Genomic DNA, 21,406 nt, shown 5'->3' on the forward strand with positions numbered 1-21,406 from the left:
CGGCCCCCGGCGTCAGCCCTGCGGCCGGAACCAGACCGTCGCCAGCGGCGGGAGGGTCATCCGCAGGCTCGCCGGGCGGCCCTGCGCCGGCACCGGCTCCGGCCGCAGCGGCTGGGTGTGGTGGATGCCGCTGCCGCCGTAGACCTCCAGGTCGGTGTTGAGCACCTCCCGCCACAGCGGTACCTCCTCGGGCACCCCGATCCGGTAGCCGTGCCGGACCACGGGCGAGAAGTTCGACACCGCCAGGAGCTGCGAGCCGTCCTGCGCGTACCGCAGGAACGCGAAGACGTTGTCGTCCGCGGCGTCCGCCTCCACCCAGGCGAAGCCCTCCGGCACCGTGTCCCGCTCCCACAGGGCGGGCGCCGCCGTGTACGTGCGGTTCAGGTCGCGCACGAGATCCCGTACACCGCGGTGGTCACCGGCCGCCGCGTAGGAGGAGTCCAGCAGCCACCAGTCCGGCCCGTACACCTCCGACCACTCCGACCCCTGGGCGAACTCCTGCCCCATGAAGAGCAGTTGCTTGCCCGGGTGGGCCCACATGAAGCCGAGGTACGCCCGGTGCGCGGCCCGCCGCTGCCACCAGTCCTCCCCGGGCATCCGCGACACCAGCGAACCCTTGCCGTGCACCACCTCGTCGTGCGAGATCGGCAGCACGTAGTTCTCGCTGAAGGCGTAGATCATCCCGAAGGTCATGTCGTGGTGGTGGTACTTGCGGTGCACCGGCTCCTTCGACATGTAGCGCAGGGTGTCGTGCATCCAGCCCATGTTCCACTTCAGGCCGAAGCCGAGCCCGCCCGAGTCCGTCGGCCGGGTCACGCCCGTCCACGCCGTGGACTCCTCCGCGATGGTCACCACCCCCGGGCAGCGCCGGTACACGGTCGCGTTCATCTCCTGGAGGAAGGCCACCGCGTCCAGGTTCTCCCGCCCGCCGTGCTCGTTGGGCGACCACTCGCCCTCCTTGCGCGAGTAGTCGAGGTAGAGCATCGAGGCCACCGCGTCCACGCGCAGGCCGTCCACGTGGAACTCCTCGCACCAGTACACGGCGTTGGCGACGAGGAAGTTGCGGACCTCCTTGCGGCCGTAGTCGAACTCCAGCGTCCCCCAGTCCGGGTGCGCGGCCCGCCGCGGGTCCTGGTGCTCGTACAGCGACCGCCCGTCGAACTCGGCGAGGGCCCAGTCGTCGCGCGGGAAGTGCGCGGGCACCCAGTCGACGATCACCCCGATCCCGGCCCGGTGCAGCGAGTCCACGAGGAAACGGAAGTCGTCCGGGGTGCCCATCCGCGAGGTCGGCGCGTAGAAACCGGTGACCTGGTAGCCCCACGAACCGCCGAACGGGTGCTCGGCGACCGGCATCAGCTCCACGTGCGTGAAGCCCAGCTCCTTGACGTACGCGGGGAGCTGCTCGGCGAGCTGCCGGTAGGAGAGCCCGGGCCGCCAGGACGCCAGGTGCAGCTCGTACACCGAGAAGGGGGCCTGGTGCGGGGGCCGGGTGCCGCGCTCGGCCATCCACGCCGCGTCCTGCCACTCGTACCGCGAGGCGGTGACCACCGAGGCGTTCGCCGGCGGGACCTCCGCGGAGCGGGCCATCGGGTCGGCGCGCAGGGTGTGGCTGCCGTCCGGGCGGGTGATGTCGTACTTGTAGAGCGTGCCGGCGCCCACCCCGGGCAGGAACAGCTCCCACACGCCCGTGGAGCCGAGCGACCGCATCGGGTAGGCGACGGAGTCCCAGTACGAGAAGTCCCCGGTGACCCGGACCCCCTGGGCGTTCGGCGCCCACACCGTGAACCGGGTCCCGGCCACGCCCTGGTGCTCCATCGGCTGGGCGCCCAGCGCCGTCCACAGCTCCTCGTGGCGGCCCTCGCCGATCAGGTGCAGGTCCAGCTCGCCGAGGGCCGGCAGGAACCGGTACGGGTCGTGGATCTCGATCTCGTCGCTGTCGTAGGTGACCAGCAGCCGGTACTCCGGCACCTCGGCCAGCGGCAGCAGCCCCGAGAACAGGCCGTCCCCGTCGTCGAGGAGCTCGGCCCGCAGCCCCTTGGCGACGACCGTGACCGCCGTGGCGTACGGGCGCAGCACCCGGAAGGCCACCCCGCCCCGCTGGGCACGGGCCCCCAGCACCGCGTGCGGATCGTGGTGGCGGCCCTCCAGCAGCCGGGCCCGTTCGTCGGCCCCGAGTGCGGGCGCCGGCCGGACACCGCGCGGCGGGGTGGCGCGGCGGGCCCGGGGAGCGCGGGCCTTCTTCACCGGCGCCGGGGCGGTTGCGGCTTCGTCGCGGACGGTCGGTGACGGCTGTCGTGCGGCGCTCACGCGAGCGGCCTCCTCGGGGGCTTCGGGTGGGGGTGCGGGGAGATGGATCCGGGGGCGGACGGGGTCGGCGGCACGCGGTGGGCGGGCCGTACGGGCTCCGACAGCCGCCGGATCGCGGCCATCGGGACGTGCAGCCAGTCGGGGCGGTGCCGGGACTCGTAACGGGCCTCGTACACCGCCTTGTCGGTCTCGTACGCCCGCAGCAGCACGGGATCCTCGCGGGGGTCCCGGCCGGTGGTGCGGGCGTAGCCCTCGCAGAAGGCGGCCCGGCAGTCGTCCGCCCAGGCGGGGGCGAACGGCCGGTGCGAACGGGCCGCGTAGTCGAAGGAGCGCAGTATCCCGGCGATGTCGCGCACCGCCGGTTCGGGACGGCGCCGGTCGGCCAACGGCCGGGCCGGCTCGCCCTCGAAATCGATCAACGACCAGCTGCCGTCGAGGGTGCGCAGGGTCTGACCCAGATGGAGGTCCCCATGGATCCGCTGGGCGGGCACCCCCGCCCCCCGGGAGGCGGCCAGCGCGTCGAAGGCGCCCCGCAGCCCCGCCTCGTAGGGCCGCAGCGCCGCCACCTCGCGGGCGGTGGCGGCCAGCCGGGCCGTCATCCCCGCCGCGAGCCGGGCGGTCTGCTCCGGGCCGAGCGCGACCGTGGGCAGCGCCGAGGCCAGCGCGCTGTGCACCTCGGCGGTGGCCCGGCCGAGCGCGTGGGCCTCGGCGGTGAAGTCGGCCCCGGCGCCGAGCCGGCGCAGCGCGAGCTGCCAGCCGTCGTCTGAGCCGCGCAGGTACGGCTGGAGCACGCCCAGGGTCAGCGGTTCGCTGCCGGGCGGCTCGGCCTCGTACCAGGCGACGGGGGCCGGAACCCGGGTGCAGCCGGCGGCGGCCAGCGCCCTGGGCAGTTCCAGGTCCGGGTTGACGCCGGGGCCGACCCGGCGGAAGACCTTCAGGATGAACGAATCTCCGTAGATGAGGGAGGAGTTCGTCTGCTCCCCGGAGATCGGCCGGGGGGTGAGCCCCGCCGGGATCGGCGTGGCCGGGTCCCGGTCGAAGCGCAGCGGGCCGAGCGCCCCGGGGGAGCGCAGCCGTTCGAGCAGCATGGCCGCGAGCCGGGGATCGCCCAGCGCCTCGTAGACCGCCCGGCCCGCGTACGGCCCGTCCTCGGCATGGCCGATCAGGGTGGGTGCGAGGGCGGGTGGCAGGGACGGGCGGATGCCCAGCAGCAGTTGGTAGCAGTCCCCGTCGACGTCGAGGAGCAGGTGGAGCAGTCCGGGGGTGGATCCCGGCGGCAGCAGCTCGGCCGCCGAGACGGTCCTGAGCCTGCTGATGGCGCGGCCCTTGCCCGCGAACCAGCGCTGTGCGGGCAGCCAGGCCCTCAGCATCGGCTCCAGTGGAGCGATCCCGGCGGCCCGGTCGGCCGTCAGCCGGCTCCGGGCGGATGCAGCCTCCGACATGGCGTCGCGTCCTTTCCCCGGGCCGTCACAGAATGCGCAGAGTGTCCCGGATGCGCGGCAGTTGCTTCTCCGGCATGTGCGAGTGTCGGGTCAGGATGGTCCGTACAGGGGCGGGCGATTGACCCATTCGAGCTGCCCGCCCCGTCCTCGGCCCGCTACTTCGCGCGTTTGTCGACGCGCTGTTCGGCCCGCAGTCGGAACCAGTAGAAGCCGTGGCCCGCCAGGGTCAGCAGGTACGGCCACTCGCCGATCGGCGGGAAGCGCACATCACCCGTGAGCTCCACCGGGACCCGTCCGTTGAACGACCGCAGATCGAGCTCGGTGGGCTGCGCGAAGCGCGAGAAGTTGTGCACGCACAGCACCAGGTCGTCCCCGTGCTCCCGCAGGAACGCGAGCACCGCCGGGTTCGACGACGGCAGTTCGGTGTACGAGCCGAGTCCGAAGGCCGGGTTCGCCTTGCGGATCTCGATCAGTCGCCGGGTCCAGTGCAGCAGCGAGGAGGGCGACGCCATGGCCGCCTCGACATTGGTGACCTGGTACCCGTGGACCGGGTCCATGATGACCGGCAGGTTCAGCCTGCCCGGATCGCACGAGGAGAAACCGGCGTTGCGGTCCGGGGTCCACTGCATCGGCGTGCGGACGCCGTCACGGTCGCCCAGCCAGATGTTGTCGCCCATGCCGATCTCGTCGCCGTAGTAGAGCACCGGCGAGCCGGGCAGCGACAGCAGCAGGGCCGTGAACAGCTCCATCTGGTTGCGGTCGTTGTCCAGGAGCGGGGCGAGCCGGCGCCGGATGCCGATGTTGGCCCGCATCCGCGGGTCCTTGGCGTACTCGGCGTACATGTAGTCACGCTCTTCGTCCGTGACCATTTCGAGGGTGAGCTCGTCGTGGTTGCGCAGGAAGATGCCCCACTGGCAGCGGTCCGGGATCGCCGGGGTCTTGGCCAGGATTTCGGAGACGGGGTAGCGGGACTCTCTTCGTACGGCCATGAAGATGCGTGGCATGACGGGGAAGTGGAAGGCCATGTGGCACTCGTCCCCGCCCTTCTCGTAGTCGCCGAAGTAGTCGACGACGTCCTCGGGCCACTGGTTGGCCTCGGCGAGCAGCACGGTGTCCGGGTAGTGCGCGTCGATCTCGGCCCGGACCCGCTTGAGGAGCTGATGGGTGCGGGGCAGGTTCTCGCAGTTGGTGCCCTCCTCGGCGTACAGGTAGGGCACCGCGTCGAGGCGGAAGCCGTCGATGCCGAGGTCGAGCCAGAAGCGCAGCGCGGAGACGATCTCCTCCACCACGGCCGGGTTCTCGTAGTTGAGGTCCGGCTGGTGGGAGAAGAATCTGTGCCAGTAGTACTGCTTGCGTACCGGGTCGTACGTCCAGTTGGAGGTCTCGGTGTCGACGAAGATGATGCGGGCGTCCTGGTACTGCTTGTCGTTGTCGGCCCACATGTAGTAGTCGCCGTACGGACCGTCCGGGTCCTTGCGCGACTGCTGGAACCACTCGTGCTGATCGCTGGTGTGGTTCATGACGAAGTCGATGATCACCCGCATGCCGCGGGTGTGCGCGGCGTCCACGAACTCCACGAAGTCGGCGAGGTCGCCGAACTCGGGGAGCACGGAGGTGTAGTCGGCGACGTCGTAACCCCCGTCGCGCAGGGGTGAGGCGAAGAACGGCGGCAGCCACAGGCAGTCGACACCGAGCCACTGGAGGTAGTCCAGTTTGCTGGTGAGCCCCTTGAGGTCGCCGACGCCGTCGCCGTTGCTGTCGTGGAAGGAGCGGACGAGGACCTCGTAGAAGACCGCTCGCTTGAACCAGTCGGGATCGCGGTCCTTGGCGGGGGTGTCCTCGAAGGTGTCGTGGACGGGATCGTTGATCATCATGTGGTGGGTGACCCTCCGGTGGGCGGGGACGGTCGCAGAGCGGCCAGTACGTGCGCGGGCGTGCGGCCCGGCTCTAGGCGCACGTAGTTCGCCCTGCCCCAGTGATAGGTCTCGCCGGTGAGCTCGTCGCGCACCGCGAGGGACCCGTGCCAGTCGAGGCCGAGTACCGGCATGTCCAACGACACTGTCGCCTCCTGGGTGTGGTGCGGATCGAGGTTGACGACCACCAGTACGGAATTGGCTCCGGCGTGCTTCGAATAGGCGATCACCTGTTCGTTGTCGGTCGAGTGGAAGTGGATGTCGCGCAGCTGCTGGAGCGCGGGGTTGCGGCGGCGCAGCCGGTTCAGGGAGGTGATCAGCGGGGCGATGGTCTCGCCGGTGCGATCGGCGCCGGCCCAGTCGCGCGGCCGGAACTCGTACTTCTCTGAGTTCAGGTACTCCTCGCTGCCCTCGCGCACCGGGGTGTTCTCGCAGAGCTCGTAGCCCGCGTAGACCCCCCAGGCGGGGGAGAGGGTGGCGGCCAGGACGGCCCTGACCTCGAAGGCGGGGCGGCCCCCGTGCTGCAGGTACTCGTGCAGGATGTCCGGGGTGTTGACGAAGAAGTTCGGCCGCATGACCGAGGCGGACGGGGTGTCCGCCAGCTCGGTCAGGTACTCGGTCAGCTCGGCCTTGGTGTTGCGCCAGGTGAAGTAGGTGTACGACTGCTGGAAGCCGACGGCGGCCAGCGCCCGCATCATCGCGGGCCGGGTGAACGCCTCCGCCAGGAAGATCACGTCCGGGTCCGACTTGTTGATGTCCGCGATCACCTTCTGCCAGAAGACGACCGGCTTGGTGTGCGGATTGTCGACCCGGAAGATCCGGACGCCGTGGTCCATCCAGTGCCGCAGGATCCGGCAGGTCTCCTTGACGATGCCGGCCATGTCGGTGTCGAAGTGGATCGGGTAGATGTCCTGGTACTTCTTCGGCGGGTTCTCGGCGTACGCGATCGTCCCGTCCGCCCGGTGGCGGAACCACTCCGGGTGCTTCTCCACCCACGGGTGGTCGGGGGAGCACTGCAGGGCGAAGTCCAGCGCGATCTCCATGCCCAGCTCGCGGGCGCGCCCGACGAAGGCGTCGAAGTCCTCGATGGTGCCGAGCTCCGGGTGGACCGCGTCGTGCCCGCCCTCGGTGGAACCGATGGCCCACGGCACGCCCGGGTCCCAACTACCGGCGGAAAGGGTGTTGTTCGGACCCTTGCGGTAGGTGGACCCGATCGGGTGGATGGGCGGCAGGTAGACCACGTCGAAGCCCATCGCGGCGATCGCGGGCAGCCGCTCGGCGGCGGTCCGGAAGGTCCCGCTGACCGGGGCCTCGTCGGGCTCCAGCACCGCTCCCTCGGAGCGCGGGAACATCTCGTACCAGGAGCCGAAGAGGGCCCGCTTGCGCTCCACCAGGAGCGGCAGGGGCTTGGAGGCGGTGACCAGCTCCCGGTACGGGCGCCTGGCGAACGCGGCGTCCACGGCCGGATCGAGGGCGGCCTCGTACCGTTCGGCGGCGGGCAGGTCCTCGTCGCGCATGGTGCCGGCGGCGGTCAGGACGGCCTCGCGCCCGTCGCGCTTGGGGATCCGGGCCCCGGCCCGCTCGTAGAGCTCCGCGCCCTCCAGCAGCATGAGGCCGGTGTCGATCCCGGCGGGGATCTTGATCGCGGCATGGGCCCGCCAGGTGGCGACCGGATCGCTCCACGCCTCGACGGTGTACGTCCACCTCCCCTCGACGTCGACGGAGATCTTGGTCCCCCACCGGTCGGTGCCGGGGGCGAGTTCGCTCAGCGGCACGGGGGCCCGCAACCGCCCGCCCGGATCACGCAGGACGAGGTGGGCGGCGACGGCGTCGTGTCCTTCGCGGAACACGGTGGCGGAGATCTCGAAGACCTCGTCCACGACCGCCTTTGCGGGTCTGGCGCCGCAGTCGACGGCGGGGCGGACGTCCAGCACGGGAATGCGACCGATCATGATGGGATCACCTGGGGGCAGTTCGCAGGGCTCGGTGACAACAGGCCAGCCGGAATCACGGCTGGTAGTGCACGCTCTGTTCGCTCTGTTTCTAGCCGCTCAGTGGACGGCTGGGCTGCGGGCATGGCCGCTCCTGTCCGCGTTCACTCGGGTGGCGGGGAGAGGGTTTGTGGGCGGAGGCGCCGTGCGTGTACGCGTGTACCCGGGGAGCCCTTCCCACTATCACCCCGCCCAACCCGGGTGCTCGGTTAACTACTCGTACGTAGTGGCACGGGCGATACCAAGCACCCGCTCGACATCCGCCGGGGCTCCGTCAAGTCGGCCGGGACTAGGTGACGTACGGGCTCACGCGGCGTGGAGCCGGGGCGCGGACGGGTCGGGAACCACCCGTCCCACGGGCCCCGCGCGCCCCTTCCTGAGGGTCGGTCACCGGCTGCCCGGGAGGGCGGAACGACCGCGCCCGGGCCTCGGCGGGGCCGCCGGTCCCAGCCGCGCGGCTCGTCGGGTACCCGGTCCGGCGAGCCACCGCTCGCCGGCCTCGGTGTCCCGGACGAGCCGGCTCCGCCCGAAGGCGTCCCCGAGCAACAGTCCCGCGAGGCTTCCCCGGCCGCGTCCACCGTCTCGTCCGTACGGGCGACGATGCCACAAGTGTTCCCGGATGCCGTGCGAATCGATCGGCGCCGGGCGGCACGGGAGGTGGCGGCCGTACCCGGGTGACCTGTCGGAGGAGGACCGTCCTCGCTAGCCTTCCGGGGGTGATGCGCGGGTGCACAGCGTGGTGAGCCCGCTCCGATCCGCAATCCCCTGCGAAGGTGGAACGTGTGAAGGCTATCCGTCGATTCACCGTGCGCCCCGTCCTCCCGGAGCCCCTCCTGCCGCTCACCGACCTCGCGCGCAATCTGCGCTGGTCGTGGCATTCCGAGACCCGTGACCTCTTCCAATCCGTCGACCCCGAGGGCTGGCAGGCCGCCGGCGGCGATCCCGTCCGGCTGCTCGGCGCCGTCTCCGCGGCCCGGCCCGCCGAACTGGCCGCGGCCCGCCGGTTCCTGCGCCGACTCGCCGTCGCCGCCGCCGACCTCGATGACTACGTGAACGGCGGGAGGTGGTACCAGAGCCAGGAGAACGGCGCGGAACTGCCCGCCGCCATCGCCTATTTCTCCCCCGAATTCGGTATCACCGCGGCCCTGCCGCAGTACTCCGGCGGCCTCGGCATCCTCGCCGGGGACCACCTCAAGGCCGCCAGCGACCTCGGCGTCCCGCTCATCGGGGTGGGCCTGCTGTACCGCCACGGCTACTTCCGCCAGTCGCTCTCCCGCGACGGCTGGCAGCAGGAGCACTATCCCGTCCTCGACCCCAACGAACTCCCGCTCGGCCTGCTCCGCCAGGACGACGGCACCCCCGCCCGCGTCTCGCTGACCATGCCCGGCGGACGCACCCTGCACGCCCACATCTGGCAGGCCCGCGTCGGCCGGGTGCCGCTGCTGCTCCTGGACTCCGACGTCGAGGACAACGACGCCGCGGCCCGCGAGGTGACCGACCGGCTCTACGGCGGCGGCAGCGACCACCGGCTGCTCCAGGAGATGCTGCTCGGCATCGGCGGTGTGCGCGCGGTCCGCACGTACTGCCGGATCACCGGTCACCCCGACCCCGAGGTCTTCCACACCAACGAGGGCCATGCCGGCTTCCTCGGGCTCGAACGCATAAGGGAACTGGAGCGGGAGCGGGGCCTCGGCTTCGACGCCGCCGTCGAGGCGGTGCGCGCCGGGACCGTGTTCACCACGCACACCCCCGTCCCGGCCGGGATCGACCGCTTCGAGCGGGCCCTGGTCGCCCGGCACTTCGGGGAGGGCGGGGAACTGGCCGGCGTACCGGTCGAGCGGATCCTGGAACTGGGCGCGGAGACCTATCCCGGCGGCGACCCCGGCGTGTTCAACATGGCCGTGATGGGCCTGCGCCTGGCCCAGCGGGCCAACGGGGTGTCCACCCTGCACGGCGCGGTCAGCCGGGAGATGTTCGCCGGGCTGTGGCCCGGCTTCGACCCGGCCGACGTGCCCATCACCTCCGTGACCAACGGGGTGCACGCCCCCACCTGGGTGGCCCCCGAGGTGGTCCGGCTCGGCGCCCGCCAGATCGGCGCGGGCCGCACCGAGGACGCCCTGTCGGTCGGCGGCTCCCCGCGCTGGGACGCGGTCGCCGAGATCCCGGACCAGGACGTGTGGGACCTGCGGCGGGTGCTGCGCGAGCAGCTGGTGCAGGAGGTACGGGACCGGCTGCGGGCCTCGTGGCGCCAGCGCGGCGCCGCCGCGGCCGAGCTGGGCTGGGTCGACTCCGTACTCGACCCCGACGTGCTGACCATCGGCTTCGCCCGGCGCGTGCCCTCGTACAAGCGGCTGACGCTGATGCTGCGCGACCCGGAGCGGCTGCGCAGGCTGCTGCTGGACCCGGAGCGGCCGGTGCAGATCGTGGTCGCGGGCAAGGCGCATCCGGCCGACGACGGCGGGAAGCGGCTCGTGCAGGAACTGGTGCGCTTCGCAGACGACCCGCGGGTGCGCCACCGGATCGTCTTCCTGCCCGACTACGGCATGGCCATGGCGCAGAAGCTCTACCCGGGCTGTGACGTCTGGCTGAACAACCCGCTGCGGCCCCTGGAGGCCTGCGGCACGAGCGGGATGAAGGCCGCGCTGAACGGCTGCCTCAACCTGTCCGTGCTCGACGGCTGGTGGGACGAGTGGTTCGAGCCGGACTTCGGTTGGGCCATCCCGACCGCCGACGGGCTCGGCGCGGACGAGGACCGGCGCGACCACCTGGAGGCCACCGCCCTCTACGAGCTGATCGAGAACCGGGTCGCGCCCCGCTTCTACGACCGGGTCGGACGCACCGGGCTCCCGGTGCGGTGGATCGAGATGGTCCGGCGCACGCTCGTCTCGCTGGGGCCGAAGGTGCTCGCCGGGCGCATGGTCCGGGAGTACGTGGAGCGGCTGTACACGCCGGCCGCGCTCGCCCACCGGGCCCTGGACGCCGCGGCGGCGCGCGACCTCGCCTGGTGGAAGGGGCGGGTCCGGGCGGCCTGGCCGCGGGTCTCCGTCGAACACGTGGAGACGCTGGCCGCGGCTCCGGTCAACGGCACCGCCGAACTGGGTGCCACCCTCACCCTGCGCGTGCAGGTGGCGCTGGACGCGCTCACCCCCGAGGACGTGGAGGTACAGGCCTTCGGCGGCCGGGTGGACCCGCAGGACGTGATCCGGGACGGGCGGAGCTTCCCGCTCAAGCCGGCCGCGGGGCCCGATCTGGAGGGCCGCTGGGTGTACGAGGGCCCGCTCGCCCTCGACCGTACGGGGCCCTTCGGATACACGGTGCGGATCCTGCCCGCGCACCCGCTGCTGGCGACCCCGGCGGAACTGGGCCTGGTCGCGGCCCCGGTGGAGACGGACGCGGGCGGCGGGGTACTCCTGCGGTAGGCGCCGTGGCGGCAGCGGTTCAGGGGGCGGGCGGTGGATCCACCAGCCGCTCGCCCTCCACGAGCATCCCGGCCCGCTTGACGCTGCGCAGGGCCGGGATCACCTCCACCTGCCCCACGCCGTCCACCGCGCCGATCCTCTCGGTCAGGTACGTGTAGAGCGCGTCGGTGTCCCGGCACACGACCACCGCCATCAGGGAGGCCGCCCCGGTCACGGCCGCCGCGAACGGCACCTCGCGGTGGCTCGCCAGCGCGGCCCCCACCTCCGCCAGCCGGGCGGGCGGGACGGTCAGCACCATCGTCGCCTCGGCCTCGTAGCCGAAGAGCGAGGGGACGAACTCCACGTCGAAGAAGAGCGCCCCGAGATCGCGCAGCCGTTCCACCTTCCGACGCGCGGTCGACTCCGACAGCCCGGTGGCGCGGGCCAGTTCCGGATACCCGGCGCGGCCGTCCCGGCCCAGCACCGCGAGCAGCGCGAACTCCGTCTCGTCCAGGGCGTACCGGTCCGGCCCGGGCGGGGCCGCAGGCCGTTCCAGGGCCGCGATCTGATCCGGGCGCAGCACGTCCACGCCCGCCCACGAGTCGGGCCCGCCGAAGAACTTCCGCAGGATGGTGTGGGCGCTGATGCCGGTCACCCGGCGGGTGCGCGGCAGCTTCTCCAGAAGCAGGGTGTCCCGGTCCCTGCGGGTACGGGCCCGTGTCATGCAGTGGACCTCCGTGCCGCCCGAGTTCAGCGTCACCCATGCGATGTCCGGGCGGCGGGCGAGCGCCTCGGCCACCGGGAGCGCGGCGTCGGGGGCGCACTGCACCCGAAGCCAAGACTCGAACAGTCCGACGCGGCTGCCCTGCGGCAGCCCGACCACCCGGACCAGACCGGCGGTCCGCAGCCGCCGGTAGCGGCGTACGACGGTCTGGTCCGAGACCTCCAGCACCTCGGCGAGCCGGCTGAAGGAGGCCCGGCCGTCGATCACGAGGGCGTGCACCAGGGACTGGTCGAGTGCGTCCAGCTGCGTCTCGTTCATGGTTTCCATCATGGCAGGGGACCTGATGAAGGAAATCCGGCAGGAGCGGGCCGCTGGATGGGGGAAGGGAGGTGGGTGGTGGGACCTTGGGGTCACCGCGGACCCGCCCGCGACCCCGCCCCTGCGCACACCCGAGGAGAACTCCCATGCGCAAATGGCTGCCCCTGACGGCCGTCTGCCTCGGGGCATTCATGCTCCTGGTCGACGTCACGATCGTGACCGTCGCCCTGCCCGACATGTCCGCCGACATGGCCGGCGACTCTTCCTTCGGCGGATTCGCCGGCCTCCAGTGGGTGATGGACGTCTACGCCCTGGCCCTGGCCGCCCTGCTGCTGGGAGCGGGCTCGCTCGCCGACCGGATCGGCCGCCGCCGCGTCTACCTCATCGGGCTCGGGCTCTTCGCCGCCGCCTCGCTCGCCTGCGGGCTGGCTTCCGGCCCGGCCGAGCTGATCGCCTTCCGCGCCGTCCAGGGCATCGGCGGAGCCGCCATGTTCGCCACCACCATGGCCCTGCTCAGCGCGTCCTACCAGGGCCGCGACCGCGGGGTGGCCTTCGGCGTCTGGGGCGCGGTCAACGGCGCCGCTGCCGCGGCCGGGCCGATCATCGGAGGGCTGCTCACCGAGAACTTCGGCTGGCGCTGGATCTTCTTCATCAACCTGCCCGTCAGCGCGCTGGCCGTGTACGTCACCCTCAAGGCGGTGGCGGAGTCGCGCAACCCGCACGCCGAGCGCCTCGACCTGCCCGGCATGGCCACCTTCACCGCGGGCGCCGCGGCCGTCACCTACGCCGTGATCCGCGTCGGCGAGAACGGCTGGGGCTCGTCCGCCACCCTCGGCCTGCTCGGCCTGGGCGTGGCCGCCTTCGCCGCCTTCGTCCTCGTCGAACTGCGCAGCACCCGCCCGATGCTGGACCTCTCGCTCTTCCGCAGCCGAACCTTCGTCGCCGTCATGGCCGCCGGACTGCTGCTGTCGGGCGCCGCGTTCTCGTACCTCATGTACGTCTCCCTCTGGCTGCAGTCCGCCGAGGGGATGACCCCGGTCGGCGCGGGCCTGGTGCTGCTGCCGCTCAGCGCGGCCGGCTTCGTCGTCGCCGCGGTGGCCGGACGGCTGCTGCACGCGGTCCCGCCCCGGCTGACCATCGGCGGCGGACTGCTGCTGATCGGCTTCGGCGCGCTGCTCCAGGCCTGGATGCTCGACGCCGGGGACGGCTGGACCGCCCTGGTGCCGGGGCTGCTCGTGACCGGCGTGGGGGTGGGCGCCGCGACCCCGGCGCTGGCCGCCACCGCGATGGGGGCCGTGGCCCCGGCCCGGGCGGGCATGGCGGGCGGCGCCCTGAACACCGCGCGCCAGCTGGGCACCGCCCTCGGCATCGCCGTGCTCGGCGCGGTCTTCCACGCGGGGCTGCGCTCCGAGCTCGGTGAGGGCGGCCGGGGGCTGGCGGAGCCGCTGGCCGCCGGCGGCGCCGGGCAGGTGCTCGCCGAAGCCCCGGCGGGCGCGGCCCGCGAGGCGCTGACGGGGCTGGTGGAGGCCGCCTTCTCCAGCGGTCTGCGCGAGACGTTCCTGGTCTCGGCCGCGATGGGGCTGGCCGGTGCACTGGCGGTCTTCCTCCTGCTCCGCGGTGGGACGCCGGCCGCCGCAGCTCCGCTCCCGCGGCCCCGCACGCAGTCCACCGGAGCCGAGGACCCGGCGGGGGCACCGGCCGTACGGAACTGAGGCCGTACGCGGCGAGACGGTGCGGAGGGCCGTACGGCTGGGACCTCACGGGTGAACCTTCGAACGTACTGGGCATGCCGAAGCGATTCAGAGGACTTCTCCGCTCCTACGCTGCCCGAGGATGCCACCGGACAGGTATCCGCGGAACCCGAGGAACGGACTCCCCATGCTTCTTCGCTCGACCGCCGCCGTGTTCGTCGGCGCTCTCGCCCTCGCCCTGCCCACCGCCGGGCCGTCGATGGCCGACGACCACGGCGAACGCGCCCTCGGCACCCTGCACTACCGCTACCTGGACGCGGCAAGCGTCGAGAGAGCCGGTCAGATCCGGCCCGCCGACAACGACACCTGCTACCTGCTGACGCGCACCTCCCGCGACGAGCCCGCCATCGAGGTGCACAACGAGACGGAGTCGCTGGCGGTCCTCTTCGACAACCGCAGCTGCGACGGCGAGGCGGAGAAGGTCCTGAAGCCGGGGGAGAAGGCGAAGCGGGTGGAGGTCGTCTCGGTCTACTTCAAGCCGGTGGACGGGGAGGACGCGGGCCGGGGCGACAACGGAGGCAACGGCGGGAACGGCGGTAATGGCGGGAACGGCACCTGGCCGGGCCGGGACGACCAGTCGCGCGACGACGAGGACCAGACCGAGGGCGGCAACGGCGGCAACGGCGGCAACGGCGGGAACGGCGGGAACGGCACCTGGCCGGGCCGGGACGACCAGTCGCGCGACGACCAGACCGACCAGAGCGGCCGGCCGGACCAGAACCAGAACCAGAACCAGAACCGCGACGACGAGGCAGAAGAGGAGGAGGACCTCCTCACCGCCATCTTCCGCTCCCTGGGCCGCCCCGGGGCCTGAGGTCCCGGCCGCGCGGCGGCGCCCATGGAACAGGGCCGCCCGGGGAGGATTCCTCCCGGGCGGCCCCGTGTCTATCTGCTCAGCTGACGTTCACTCTGCCCCGCCGGGGTCAGAAGGTGAGCTTCCAGCTGTTGATGTAGCCGGTGTCCAGGCTGGCGGCGTCCCGGACGCGGAGCTTCCAGGTGCCGTTCGCGACCTCGGAGGAGGCGTTCACGGTGAACTGCTGGACGATGTTGTCCGCGCTGCCGCCGCTGCGGTTGCGCAGGTTGTAGACGCTGCCGTCGGGGGCGACCAGGTCGACGACCAGGTCACCGACGTAGGTGTGGACGATGTTCACGTCCACCTTGAGGGCGCTCGGGGCGTTGCCCGATCGCGTCACGTTGATCGGGGACTCGACGGTCGCGTTGTCCGCGATCTGGTAGTCCGTGGTGTTCTCGAAGACGCTCGGCTGCGTGGTGCCGACCGTCCAGGTGAACGCCGCGGTGCCGGTCTGGTTCTGCGAGTCGGTCACCGTGACGGTCACGTTGGACGTGCCCGCGGTGGTGGCGGTGCCCGAGATCAGGCCGTTGGAGGCGTTGATCGACAGGCCGGCCGGCAGGCCGGTCGCCGCGTAGCTCAGCGCACCCGGGTTCGTGCTGGTGGCCTGGACCTGCAGGCTCACCGCGCCGCCCGTGACGGTGTTCTGGTTGGCGATCGGGGTGACCGAGACGCCGTTGGAGATGCGGGATCCGACGGCGATGCCGGCCCACGCGTTGGCGACGTTGTTGTAGATGGTCGAGCCCTGACCGTAGAGGTCGGCGGCGGCCTTCAGCGTCTGGACGCGGGCGTCGGCGTAGTTGGTGTTCGACTTGAAGTAGCCGACCGTCAGCGCACGGAACCAGATCTTCGAGGCGGCGTCACGGCCGATCGCGGTGACGGGCAGGCCGTCCGCGGTCGGCGAGTTGTAGCTCACGCCGTTGATGACCTTGGCGCCGGAGCCCTCGGAGGCCAGGTAGTACCAGTGGTTGGCCGGACCCGAGGAGTAGTGGACGTCGATGCCACCGAGGCCCGAGTACCAGCTGTCCTTGGACGCGCCGTCCTTGCTGGGCTTGTCCATGTAGCGCAGCGGGGTGCCGTCGCCGTTGATGTCGATCTTCTCGCCGACCAGGTAGTCGCCGACGTCCTGCGGGTTGTTGGCGTAGAACTCGACGGCCGCCGCCATGATGTCGGAGGTCGCCTCGTTCAGACCGCCGGGCTCACCGCTGTAGGTCATGTTGCCGGTGACCGAGGTCAGGCCGTGGGTCATCTCGTGCGCGGCCACGTCGGTGGAGGTGAGCGGCTTGTTGTTGCCCTCACCGTCGCCGTACGTCATGCAGAAGCAGGAGTCGCTCCAGAACGCGTTGACGTAGGCGTTGCCGTAGTGGACCCGGGTGTACGGGGCCACGCCGTCGTTGCGCAGGCCGTTGCGGCCGTGCACGTTCTTGTAGTAGTCCCACGTGGCGGCGGCGCCGTAGTGGGCGTCCGCGCCGGCGGTCTCCAGGTTGGCGGCGGTGCCGTTGCCCCAGATGTCGTCCGGGCCGGAGAACAGGGTGCCGGTGCCGGAGCCGGTGCCGCGGTTGAGGTTGTACGTCTTGTGGTTGCCGCGCGCGGCGTCGGTCAGGTTCCAGGTGCTGCCCGACTGGGTGGTCCCGAGGGTCACCTGGCCGCTGTACATCGTGTTGCCGGTGCCGGTCTCGATGGCCTGCCACTCGGTGATCTTGGCGCCGGTCTTGGCGTTGGTCACCACGTGGAGCTCGTTCGGCGTGCCGTCGTGCTGGAGGCCGCCGACGACGGTCTCGAACGCGAGGACCGGCGCGCCCTCGGCCGCCCAGATCACCTTGCGGGCGTTCTTGGACGGCTTGGCCTCCTTGGAGCCCTCGGCGCTCGCGGCGGAGACGGCCTGGCTCTCGGCGGCCGCCGGCGTCACGGTGGCGCTGGTGTCGGCGACCTTGATCTCGTGGTTGGTCGCCTTCGTCACACTCTTGGTGACGCCGTCCTTGGCGTGGACGGTGAGGTCACCACCGAGGACGGGGAGTCCGTCGTAGGTGCGCTCGTAGGTGGTGTGCGTGGTGCCGTCCGCATCCTGGACCACGTCGCGGACGACGAGCTTCTCGCCACTGCCGAGGCCGAGCGCCTTGGCGGCCTGCACGGTGGTCGAGTTGGCATCGGCCAGGAGCGTCGCACGCTCCGAGGCGCTGAGTGCGCGGTTGGCCGCGCCCGGGTTGGGCTGGGCGGCCTTGGAGGCCTGCGACGCGGTGGCGTCGGCGGTCGCGGTGCCGGTCTGTATACCTACGGCGAGCAGGGCTGCCGCGGCAACGAGCGCGCCGGCAGCGGTGGCACGCCTCTGGGGGGTGGACCTCAACGCAGACTCCTTCTGCAAGGGGGGTTCCGGATGGCTGGGTGGGCCTCCGGGCAGAACAGGGCTGGTGCGATGAACGGTCGAAGATTGCCACTCGCAGCGGCAGATGTCAGGGCCGCGTCAAAAGGTTGGCCGGAAACAGTCCGTTGTCCGAAGATACGTATCCGCTATCCGGACCATTCGCCTCCGTGTGCTTCCTGGGTCGTTCGACATGCGGAACGCCTGATACCGGTTGCTAACACTTGCGCAACAAGAGGCTGCTTTGACCCAAACGGCATTTACCGTACGGGTGTTTGTCGTACTGTTTGCCGGTGCGGCAGATGTACGTTGCCAGGGGAAGCCATGGACACCTGCCACTGTCATAGACCACGTGCCAGGGGGGCCCATGAGGCATGTCCATATTCCTGCGCAAAGAGTGGCCCGAGCGGCCCGGGAGTCCCTTGCGCCCGCACGGCGCCTCGGGGACAAGGCCCGTTGGTACCGTCCGGCCGCAATCACCGCCGACTTCCTCGGCGCCGCTATCCCGGTAGGACTCGTCTTCGACGCGGCGCAGCAGGTCCGGCCCGTGTACTGCGCCCTGGCCGCCGCCGTGGCGTGGACCGGGGTGCAGGCGCTGCGCCGGCGCTACGCGACCCGGACGCTCGGGGAGTCCCGCGGCGTACTGCCGGTCGTCCATGACTGGCTGATTCTGATCGGCGTGCTGGCCGTGGCGCGTGTGGTGACCGAAGAGGCCACCCCCCGACTGTCCGCGCTCGGGGCCCTGTTGCCCGCTCTGCTCATCACCACCGCCGTCCACAAGCTGACCTACCGCCACCTCTCGGCCGCCCGCCGCGAGGCCCAGGCCGTCAGCCGGGTCCTCGTCGTCGGCGAGCCCGACGCGGCCGAGGACGTCATCGCGCACCTCGCCGCCCGCACCGACCACCCGTACGTCGTCGTCGGTGTGGTCCCGGTCGGTGCCGGGCCGCTCGCCAGTGGGGTGCCCGTGGCGGCGCGGCTCGACGGATCGGCCTCCGAGGCCCCGAACGGCGACGCCGCGGCCGTGCTCGGCGCCGTCGCCAGCCACCACGCCGACCTGGTGCTGGTGGCCCCCGGCGTGCGGATCACGGGGGAGCGGCTGCGCCGCATCGCCTGGGCCCTGCACGACAAGGGTCTGGAACTCGCGGTCTTCCCCGGGCTGGTGGAGGTCTCCGTCAAGCGGCTGGAGACCCTGTCCGCGGGCGGGCTCGCCGTGCTGCGGGTGGCGCCGCCCGTCAGCCGCGGGGTGCAGACCCTGCTCAAGTCGGCCCTGGACCGGGTCGGAGCCGCGGCCGGACTGCTGCTGCTCTCCCCGATCCTCCTGGGGATCGTCCTGGCCATACGTCTGGGCTCGCGTGGCCCGGCCTTCTACCGGCAGCGGCGGATCGGCCGCGACGGGGTCCCGTTCGTCATGTGGAAGTTCCGCACGATGGTCGTGGACGCCGACGCCCTCAAGGCCGAGCTGTCCGGGGCCAACGAGAACGACGGTCTGATGTTCAAGATGCGCCGCGACCCCCGGGTGACCCGGGTGGGCCGGCTGCTGCGCCGTACCTCGCTGGACGAGCTCCCGCAGCTCATCAACGTGCTGATCGGCAACATGTCGCTGGTCGGCCCGCGCCCGCCGCTTCCCGAGGAGGTGGCGAAGTACGACGACGTCGAGCTGCGCCGGCTCACCGTACGGCCCGGGATGACGGGATTGTGGCAGATCAGCGGCAGGTCCGACCTGTCCTGGGACGAAACGATCCAGCTCGACCTGCAGTACGTCGACAACTGGTCCTTCACCAGCGATGTCGACGTCATGGGCCGCACGCTCCGCGCCGTCGTAGACGGTCGCGGAGCGTACTGAGGGGCCTGGGCCGCCTGTGCGATCAGCTCTGCTCGCGCCACCACTTGTACGTGGCGGCGATGCCGTCCCGCAGCGGGACGGCGGGCTTCCACCCGAGCGACGTCAGGCGGCTCACGTCCAGCAGCTTGCGCGGGGTCCCGTCCGGCTTGGACGTGTCCCAGGCGAGCTCGCCGCGGAAGCCGGTCACCTCGGCGACCGTCTCGGCCAGTTCCTTGATGGTCAGGTCCTCGCCGCAGCCGATGTTGACGGGCTCGTCGCCGTCGTAGGAGTTCAGCAGTACGGCGCAGGCCGCGGCCAGGTCGTCCACGTGCAGGAACTCCCGGCGCGGGGTGCCCGAGCCCCACAGCGTGACCTCGTCACGGCCCTCGGCGGCGGCCTCGTGGAAGCGCCGGACGAGCGCCGGCAGGACGTGCGAGGTCTCCAGGTCGAAGTTGTCGCCCGGGCCGTAGAGGTTCGTCGGCATCGCCGAGATGTACGAGGCGCCGTACTGCTTGCGGTACGACTGGACCTGGACGATGCCGGCGATCTTGGCGAGGGCGTAGGCCTCGTTGGTCGGCTCCAACGGGCCGGTCAGCAGGGCGTCCTCGCGGATCGGCTGCGGGGCCAGCTTCGGGTAGATGCAGGACGATCCCAGGAACAGCAGCCGGCCCACGCCGGCGGCATGGGCGCCGCCGATCACGCTGAGCTGGATCTGGAGGTTCTCCTCCAGGAACTGCACCGGGTACGTGCTGTTGGCCATGATCCCGCCGACCTTGGCCGCGGCCAGCACCACGGCGTCCGGGCGGACGTCCTTCAGGTACGCCGCGGTCGCGGCGGCGTCGCGCAGGTCGAGGTCGGCACGACCCCGGGTCAGCACCTCATGGCCGTCGGCGGTGAGCCGCCGGGCGACCGCGGATCCCACGAGGCCGCGGTGGCCCGCGACGAAGACGCGGGCGTTCGGGGGCAGGAGCGGCAGCGAACTTGTCATACCGCCGATGATGCCAGTCCGCACCCGCGGGTCCGGCACGGGTCCACCGGCCCGGCTTCCCGGCCGCCGGCCGGGGCCCGAGCCGGTGGACCGCCCGGGCCACGGCGGCGCTCCGGCGCCGTCCGGAACCGGGGCCGGGCCGGCCCGCGTCCGCTTCGGTCAGGGGCGTCCGCCCCGCCGGGGCGGTCCGGGAGCGGCCGTGTACGGTAACGCAATCCGGCCCCCGGGCCGCGGCCGGGCCGCTCGGTGCGACGCCTGACGGCCCGCTCCGCACCCACTCCGAGGCGCAGCCTCACCACGACAGACAGAAACCACCAACAAGGGGACCCCATGGGCAAGACCGCACTGATCACCGGAGTCACCGGACAGGACGGCTCGTACCTCGCCGAGCTCCTGCTCTCCAAGGGCTACACGGTGCACGGGCTCGTGCGGCGGTCCTCCAGCTTCAACACGGAGCGGGTCGACCACATCTACCAGGACCCGCAGACCGCCAACCGGTCCTTCGTCCTGCACCACGCCGACCTCTCCGACGGCGTCGCGCTCGTGAACCTGCTCCGTGACATACGCCCCGACGAGGTCTACAACCTCGGCGCGCAGTCCCACGTCCGCGTCTCCTTCGACGCCCCGCTCTACACGGGCGACGTGACCGGCCTCGGCGCGCTGCGGCTGCTGGAGGCGATCCGGGCCAGCGGTGTCGACACCCGTATCTACCAGGCCTCGTCCTCCGAGATGTTCGGGTCCACCCCGCCGCCGCAGAACGAGCAGACCCCGTTCCACCCGCGCAGCCCGTACGGTGCCGCGAAGGTGTTCGCGTACTGGACCACGGTGAACTACCGCGAGGCGTACGACATGTTCGCCGTCAACGGGATCCTCTTCAACCACGAGTCCCCGCGCCGCGGCGAGACCTTCGTGACCCGCAAGATCACCCGCGCGGTGGCCCGTATCAAGGCCGGTCTCCAGGACCACCTCTACCTCGGCAACCTCGACGCGGTGCGCGACTGGGGCTACGCCCCCGAATACGTGGACGCCATGTGGCGGATGCTCCAGCAGGACGAGCCCACCGACTACGTCGTCGCCACCGGAGTGGCCGCGACCGTCCGCGAGTTCGTCGAGTCCTCCTTCACGCACGCCGGCCTCGACTGGACGGACCACGTGCGCTACGACCCCAAGTACGAGCGCCCCAGCGAGGTCGACGCCCTCATCGGTGACGCGTCCAAGGCGCATGAGCTGCTTGGCTGGAAGCCGACGGTCCTGGTGGCGGAGCTTGCGCAGATCATGGTCGACGCCGACATCCGCCAGGTCGAGGACCAACTGGCGGGCGTGACAGTCCGCATCGACCGCTGAGGCCTTATATTTCCCCTACGGTTTGCCGTGTTCCGGCCATACTCCGCAGCTCTGCAGGGGTGCGGCCGGGGTAAACCTGCCGTATGTCCCTTGTGCACCCTCCAGGCTGAACCTGTTGATTCCAAGTTGGTATGCAATGGGTCAAGAGAGGTGACCGGGCCTTCGTATGAGCCCTAGTCTGCGCCAGTACATATGGCTG

At 71.6% G+C, this 21,406-nt stretch carries 12 protein-coding genes; 5 read left to right on the plus strand and 7 right to left on the minus strand.

Annotation, left to right across the window (positions count from 1 at the left end; genetic code table 11):
- Positions 1-12 precede the first annotated feature (12 nt).
- The 4 genes from glgB to AB8A24_RS12750 form a co-directional block, all read right to left on the minus strand.
- Positions 13-2,307, minus strand: coding sequence for a 1,4-alpha-glucan branching enzyme (gene glgB, locus AB8A24_RS12735; protein WP_369475601.1), 2,295 nt, complete (start codon positions 2,305-2,307; stop codon positions 13-15).
- Positions 2,304-3,749 carry a phosphotransferase gene (locus tag AB8A24_RS12740; protein WP_266379739.1) on the minus strand — a complete coding sequence of 482 codons (1,446 nt, stop codon included), beginning with the start codon at positions 3,747-3,749 and terminating at the stop codon, positions 2,304-2,306. The genes glgB and AB8A24_RS12740 overlap by 4 nt, the downstream gene beginning before the upstream one ends.
- A gap of 155 nt (positions 3,750-3,904) precedes the next feature.
- Entirely contained in the window at positions 3,905-5,623 is a 1,719-nt protein-coding gene (gene treS, locus AB8A24_RS12745; protein ID WP_266379737.1) for a maltose alpha-D-glucosyltransferase, read from the minus strand.
- On the minus strand, positions 5,620-7,614 hold the full coding sequence (locus AB8A24_RS12750; RefSeq protein ID WP_369475604.1) for a maltotransferase domain-containing protein: 1,995 nt from the start codon (positions 7,612-7,614) through the stop codon (positions 5,620-5,622). Before AB8A24_RS12750 ends, treS begins: the two co-directional genes overlap by 4 nt.
- Before the next feature lie 821 nt (positions 7,615-8,435).
- Here AB8A24_RS12750 and glgP point away from each other — a divergent pair.
- Complete coding sequence (glgP, locus tag AB8A24_RS12755; protein WP_369475606.1) at positions 8,436-11,072, plus strand: alpha-glucan family phosphorylase; 2,637 nt, start codon at positions 8,436-8,438, stop codon at positions 11,070-11,072.
- A gap of 19 nt (positions 11,073-11,091) precedes the next feature.
- On the opposite strand, the gene AB8A24_RS12760 is transcribed toward glgP, so the two are convergent.
- A complete protein-coding gene (locus AB8A24_RS12760) occupies positions 11,092-12,093 on the minus strand; it encodes an Lrp/AsnC family transcriptional regulator (protein WP_229876342.1) in 1,002 nt (333 codons plus the stop codon).
- A 146-nt stretch (positions 12,094-12,239) separates the two neighbouring features.
- On the opposite strand from AB8A24_RS12760, the gene AB8A24_RS12765 reads away from it, so the two are divergent.
- Positions 12,240-13,805 (plus strand): DHA2 family efflux MFS transporter permease subunit, encoded by a 1,566-nt coding sequence (locus AB8A24_RS12765; RefSeq protein ID WP_328961596.1) that lies wholly within the window; start codon positions 12,240-12,242, stop codon positions 13,803-13,805.
- 166 nt (positions 13,806-13,971) lie between these two features.
- Entirely contained in the window at positions 13,972-14,658 is a 687-nt protein-coding gene (locus AB8A24_RS12770; RefSeq protein WP_369475609.1) for a hypothetical protein, read from the plus strand.
- 109 nt (positions 14,659-14,767) lie between these two features.
- Here the strand turns inward: AB8A24_RS12770 and AB8A24_RS12775 are convergent, their stop codons facing one another.
- Positions 14,768-17,038, minus strand: a complete 2,271-nt coding sequence (locus tag AB8A24_RS12775) for a M4 family metallopeptidase (protein WP_328961594.1) — start codon at positions 17,036-17,038, stop codon at positions 14,768-14,770.
- A 382-nt stretch (positions 17,039-17,420) separates the two neighbouring features.
- On the opposite strand from AB8A24_RS12775, the gene AB8A24_RS12780 reads away from it, so the two are divergent.
- Complete coding sequence (locus AB8A24_RS12780; protein WP_328961593.1) at positions 17,421-18,896, plus strand: sugar transferase; 1,476 nt, start codon at positions 17,421-17,423, stop codon at positions 18,894-18,896.
- 22 nt (positions 18,897-18,918) lie between these two features.
- Here the strand turns inward: AB8A24_RS12780 and AB8A24_RS12785 are convergent, their stop codons facing one another.
- The gene (locus AB8A24_RS12785) at positions 18,919-19,863 is read right to left on the minus strand and encodes a GDP-L-fucose synthase (protein ID WP_033218939.1); all 945 of its coding nucleotides are present in this window, start codon (positions 19,861-19,863) and stop codon (positions 18,919-18,921) included.
- 330 nt (positions 19,864-20,193) lie between these two features.
- Here AB8A24_RS12785 and gmd point away from each other — a divergent pair, with 330 nt between their 5' ends.
- A complete protein-coding gene (gene gmd / locus AB8A24_RS12790) occupies positions 20,194-21,207 on the plus strand; it encodes a GDP-mannose 4,6-dehydratase (protein WP_266353326.1) in 1,014 nt (337 codons plus the stop codon).
- Positions 21,208-21,406 lie beyond the last annotated feature (199 nt).

Source organism: Streptomyces sp. BF23-19 (genome assembly GCF_041106355.1).
GTDB lineage: Bacteria > Actinomycetota > Actinomycetes > Streptomycetales > Streptomycetaceae > Streptomyces > Streptomyces virginiae_A.

Coding starts and splice junctions, on each gene's coding strand:
- AB8A24_RS12740 (WP_266379739.1), bottom strand. CDS start 3,749: ATGTCGGAGGCTGCATCCGCCCGGAGCCGGCTGACGGCCGACCGGGCC.
- treS (WP_266379737.1), bottom strand. CDS start 5,623: ATGATGATCAACGATCCCGTCCACGACACCTTCGAGGACACCCCCGCC.
- AB8A24_RS12750 (WP_369475604.1), bottom strand. CDS start 7,614: ATGATCGGTCGCATTCCCGTGCTGGACGTCCGCCCCGCCGTCGACTGC.
- AB8A24_RS12760 (WP_229876342.1), bottom strand. CDS start 12,093: ATGAACGAGACGCAGCTGGACGCACTCGACCAGTCCCTGGTGCACGCC.
- AB8A24_RS12765 (WP_328961596.1), top strand. CDS start 12,240: ATGCGCAAATGGCTGCCCCTGACGGCCGTCTGCCTCGGGGCATTCATG.
- AB8A24_RS12770 (WP_369475609.1), top strand. CDS start 13,972: ATGCTTCTTCGCTCGACCGCCGCCGTGTTCGTCGGCGCTCTCGCCCTC.
- AB8A24_RS12780 (WP_328961593.1), top strand. CDS start 17,421: ATGAGGCATGTCCATATTCCTGCGCAAAGAGTGGCCCGAGCGGCCCGG.
- AB8A24_RS12785 (WP_033218939.1), bottom strand. CDS start 19,863: ATGACAAGTTCGCTGCCGCTCCTGCCCCCGAACGCCCGCGTCTTCGTC.
- gmd (WP_266353326.1), top strand. CDS start 20,194: ATGGGCAAGACCGCACTGATCACCGGAGTCACCGGACAGGACGGCTCG.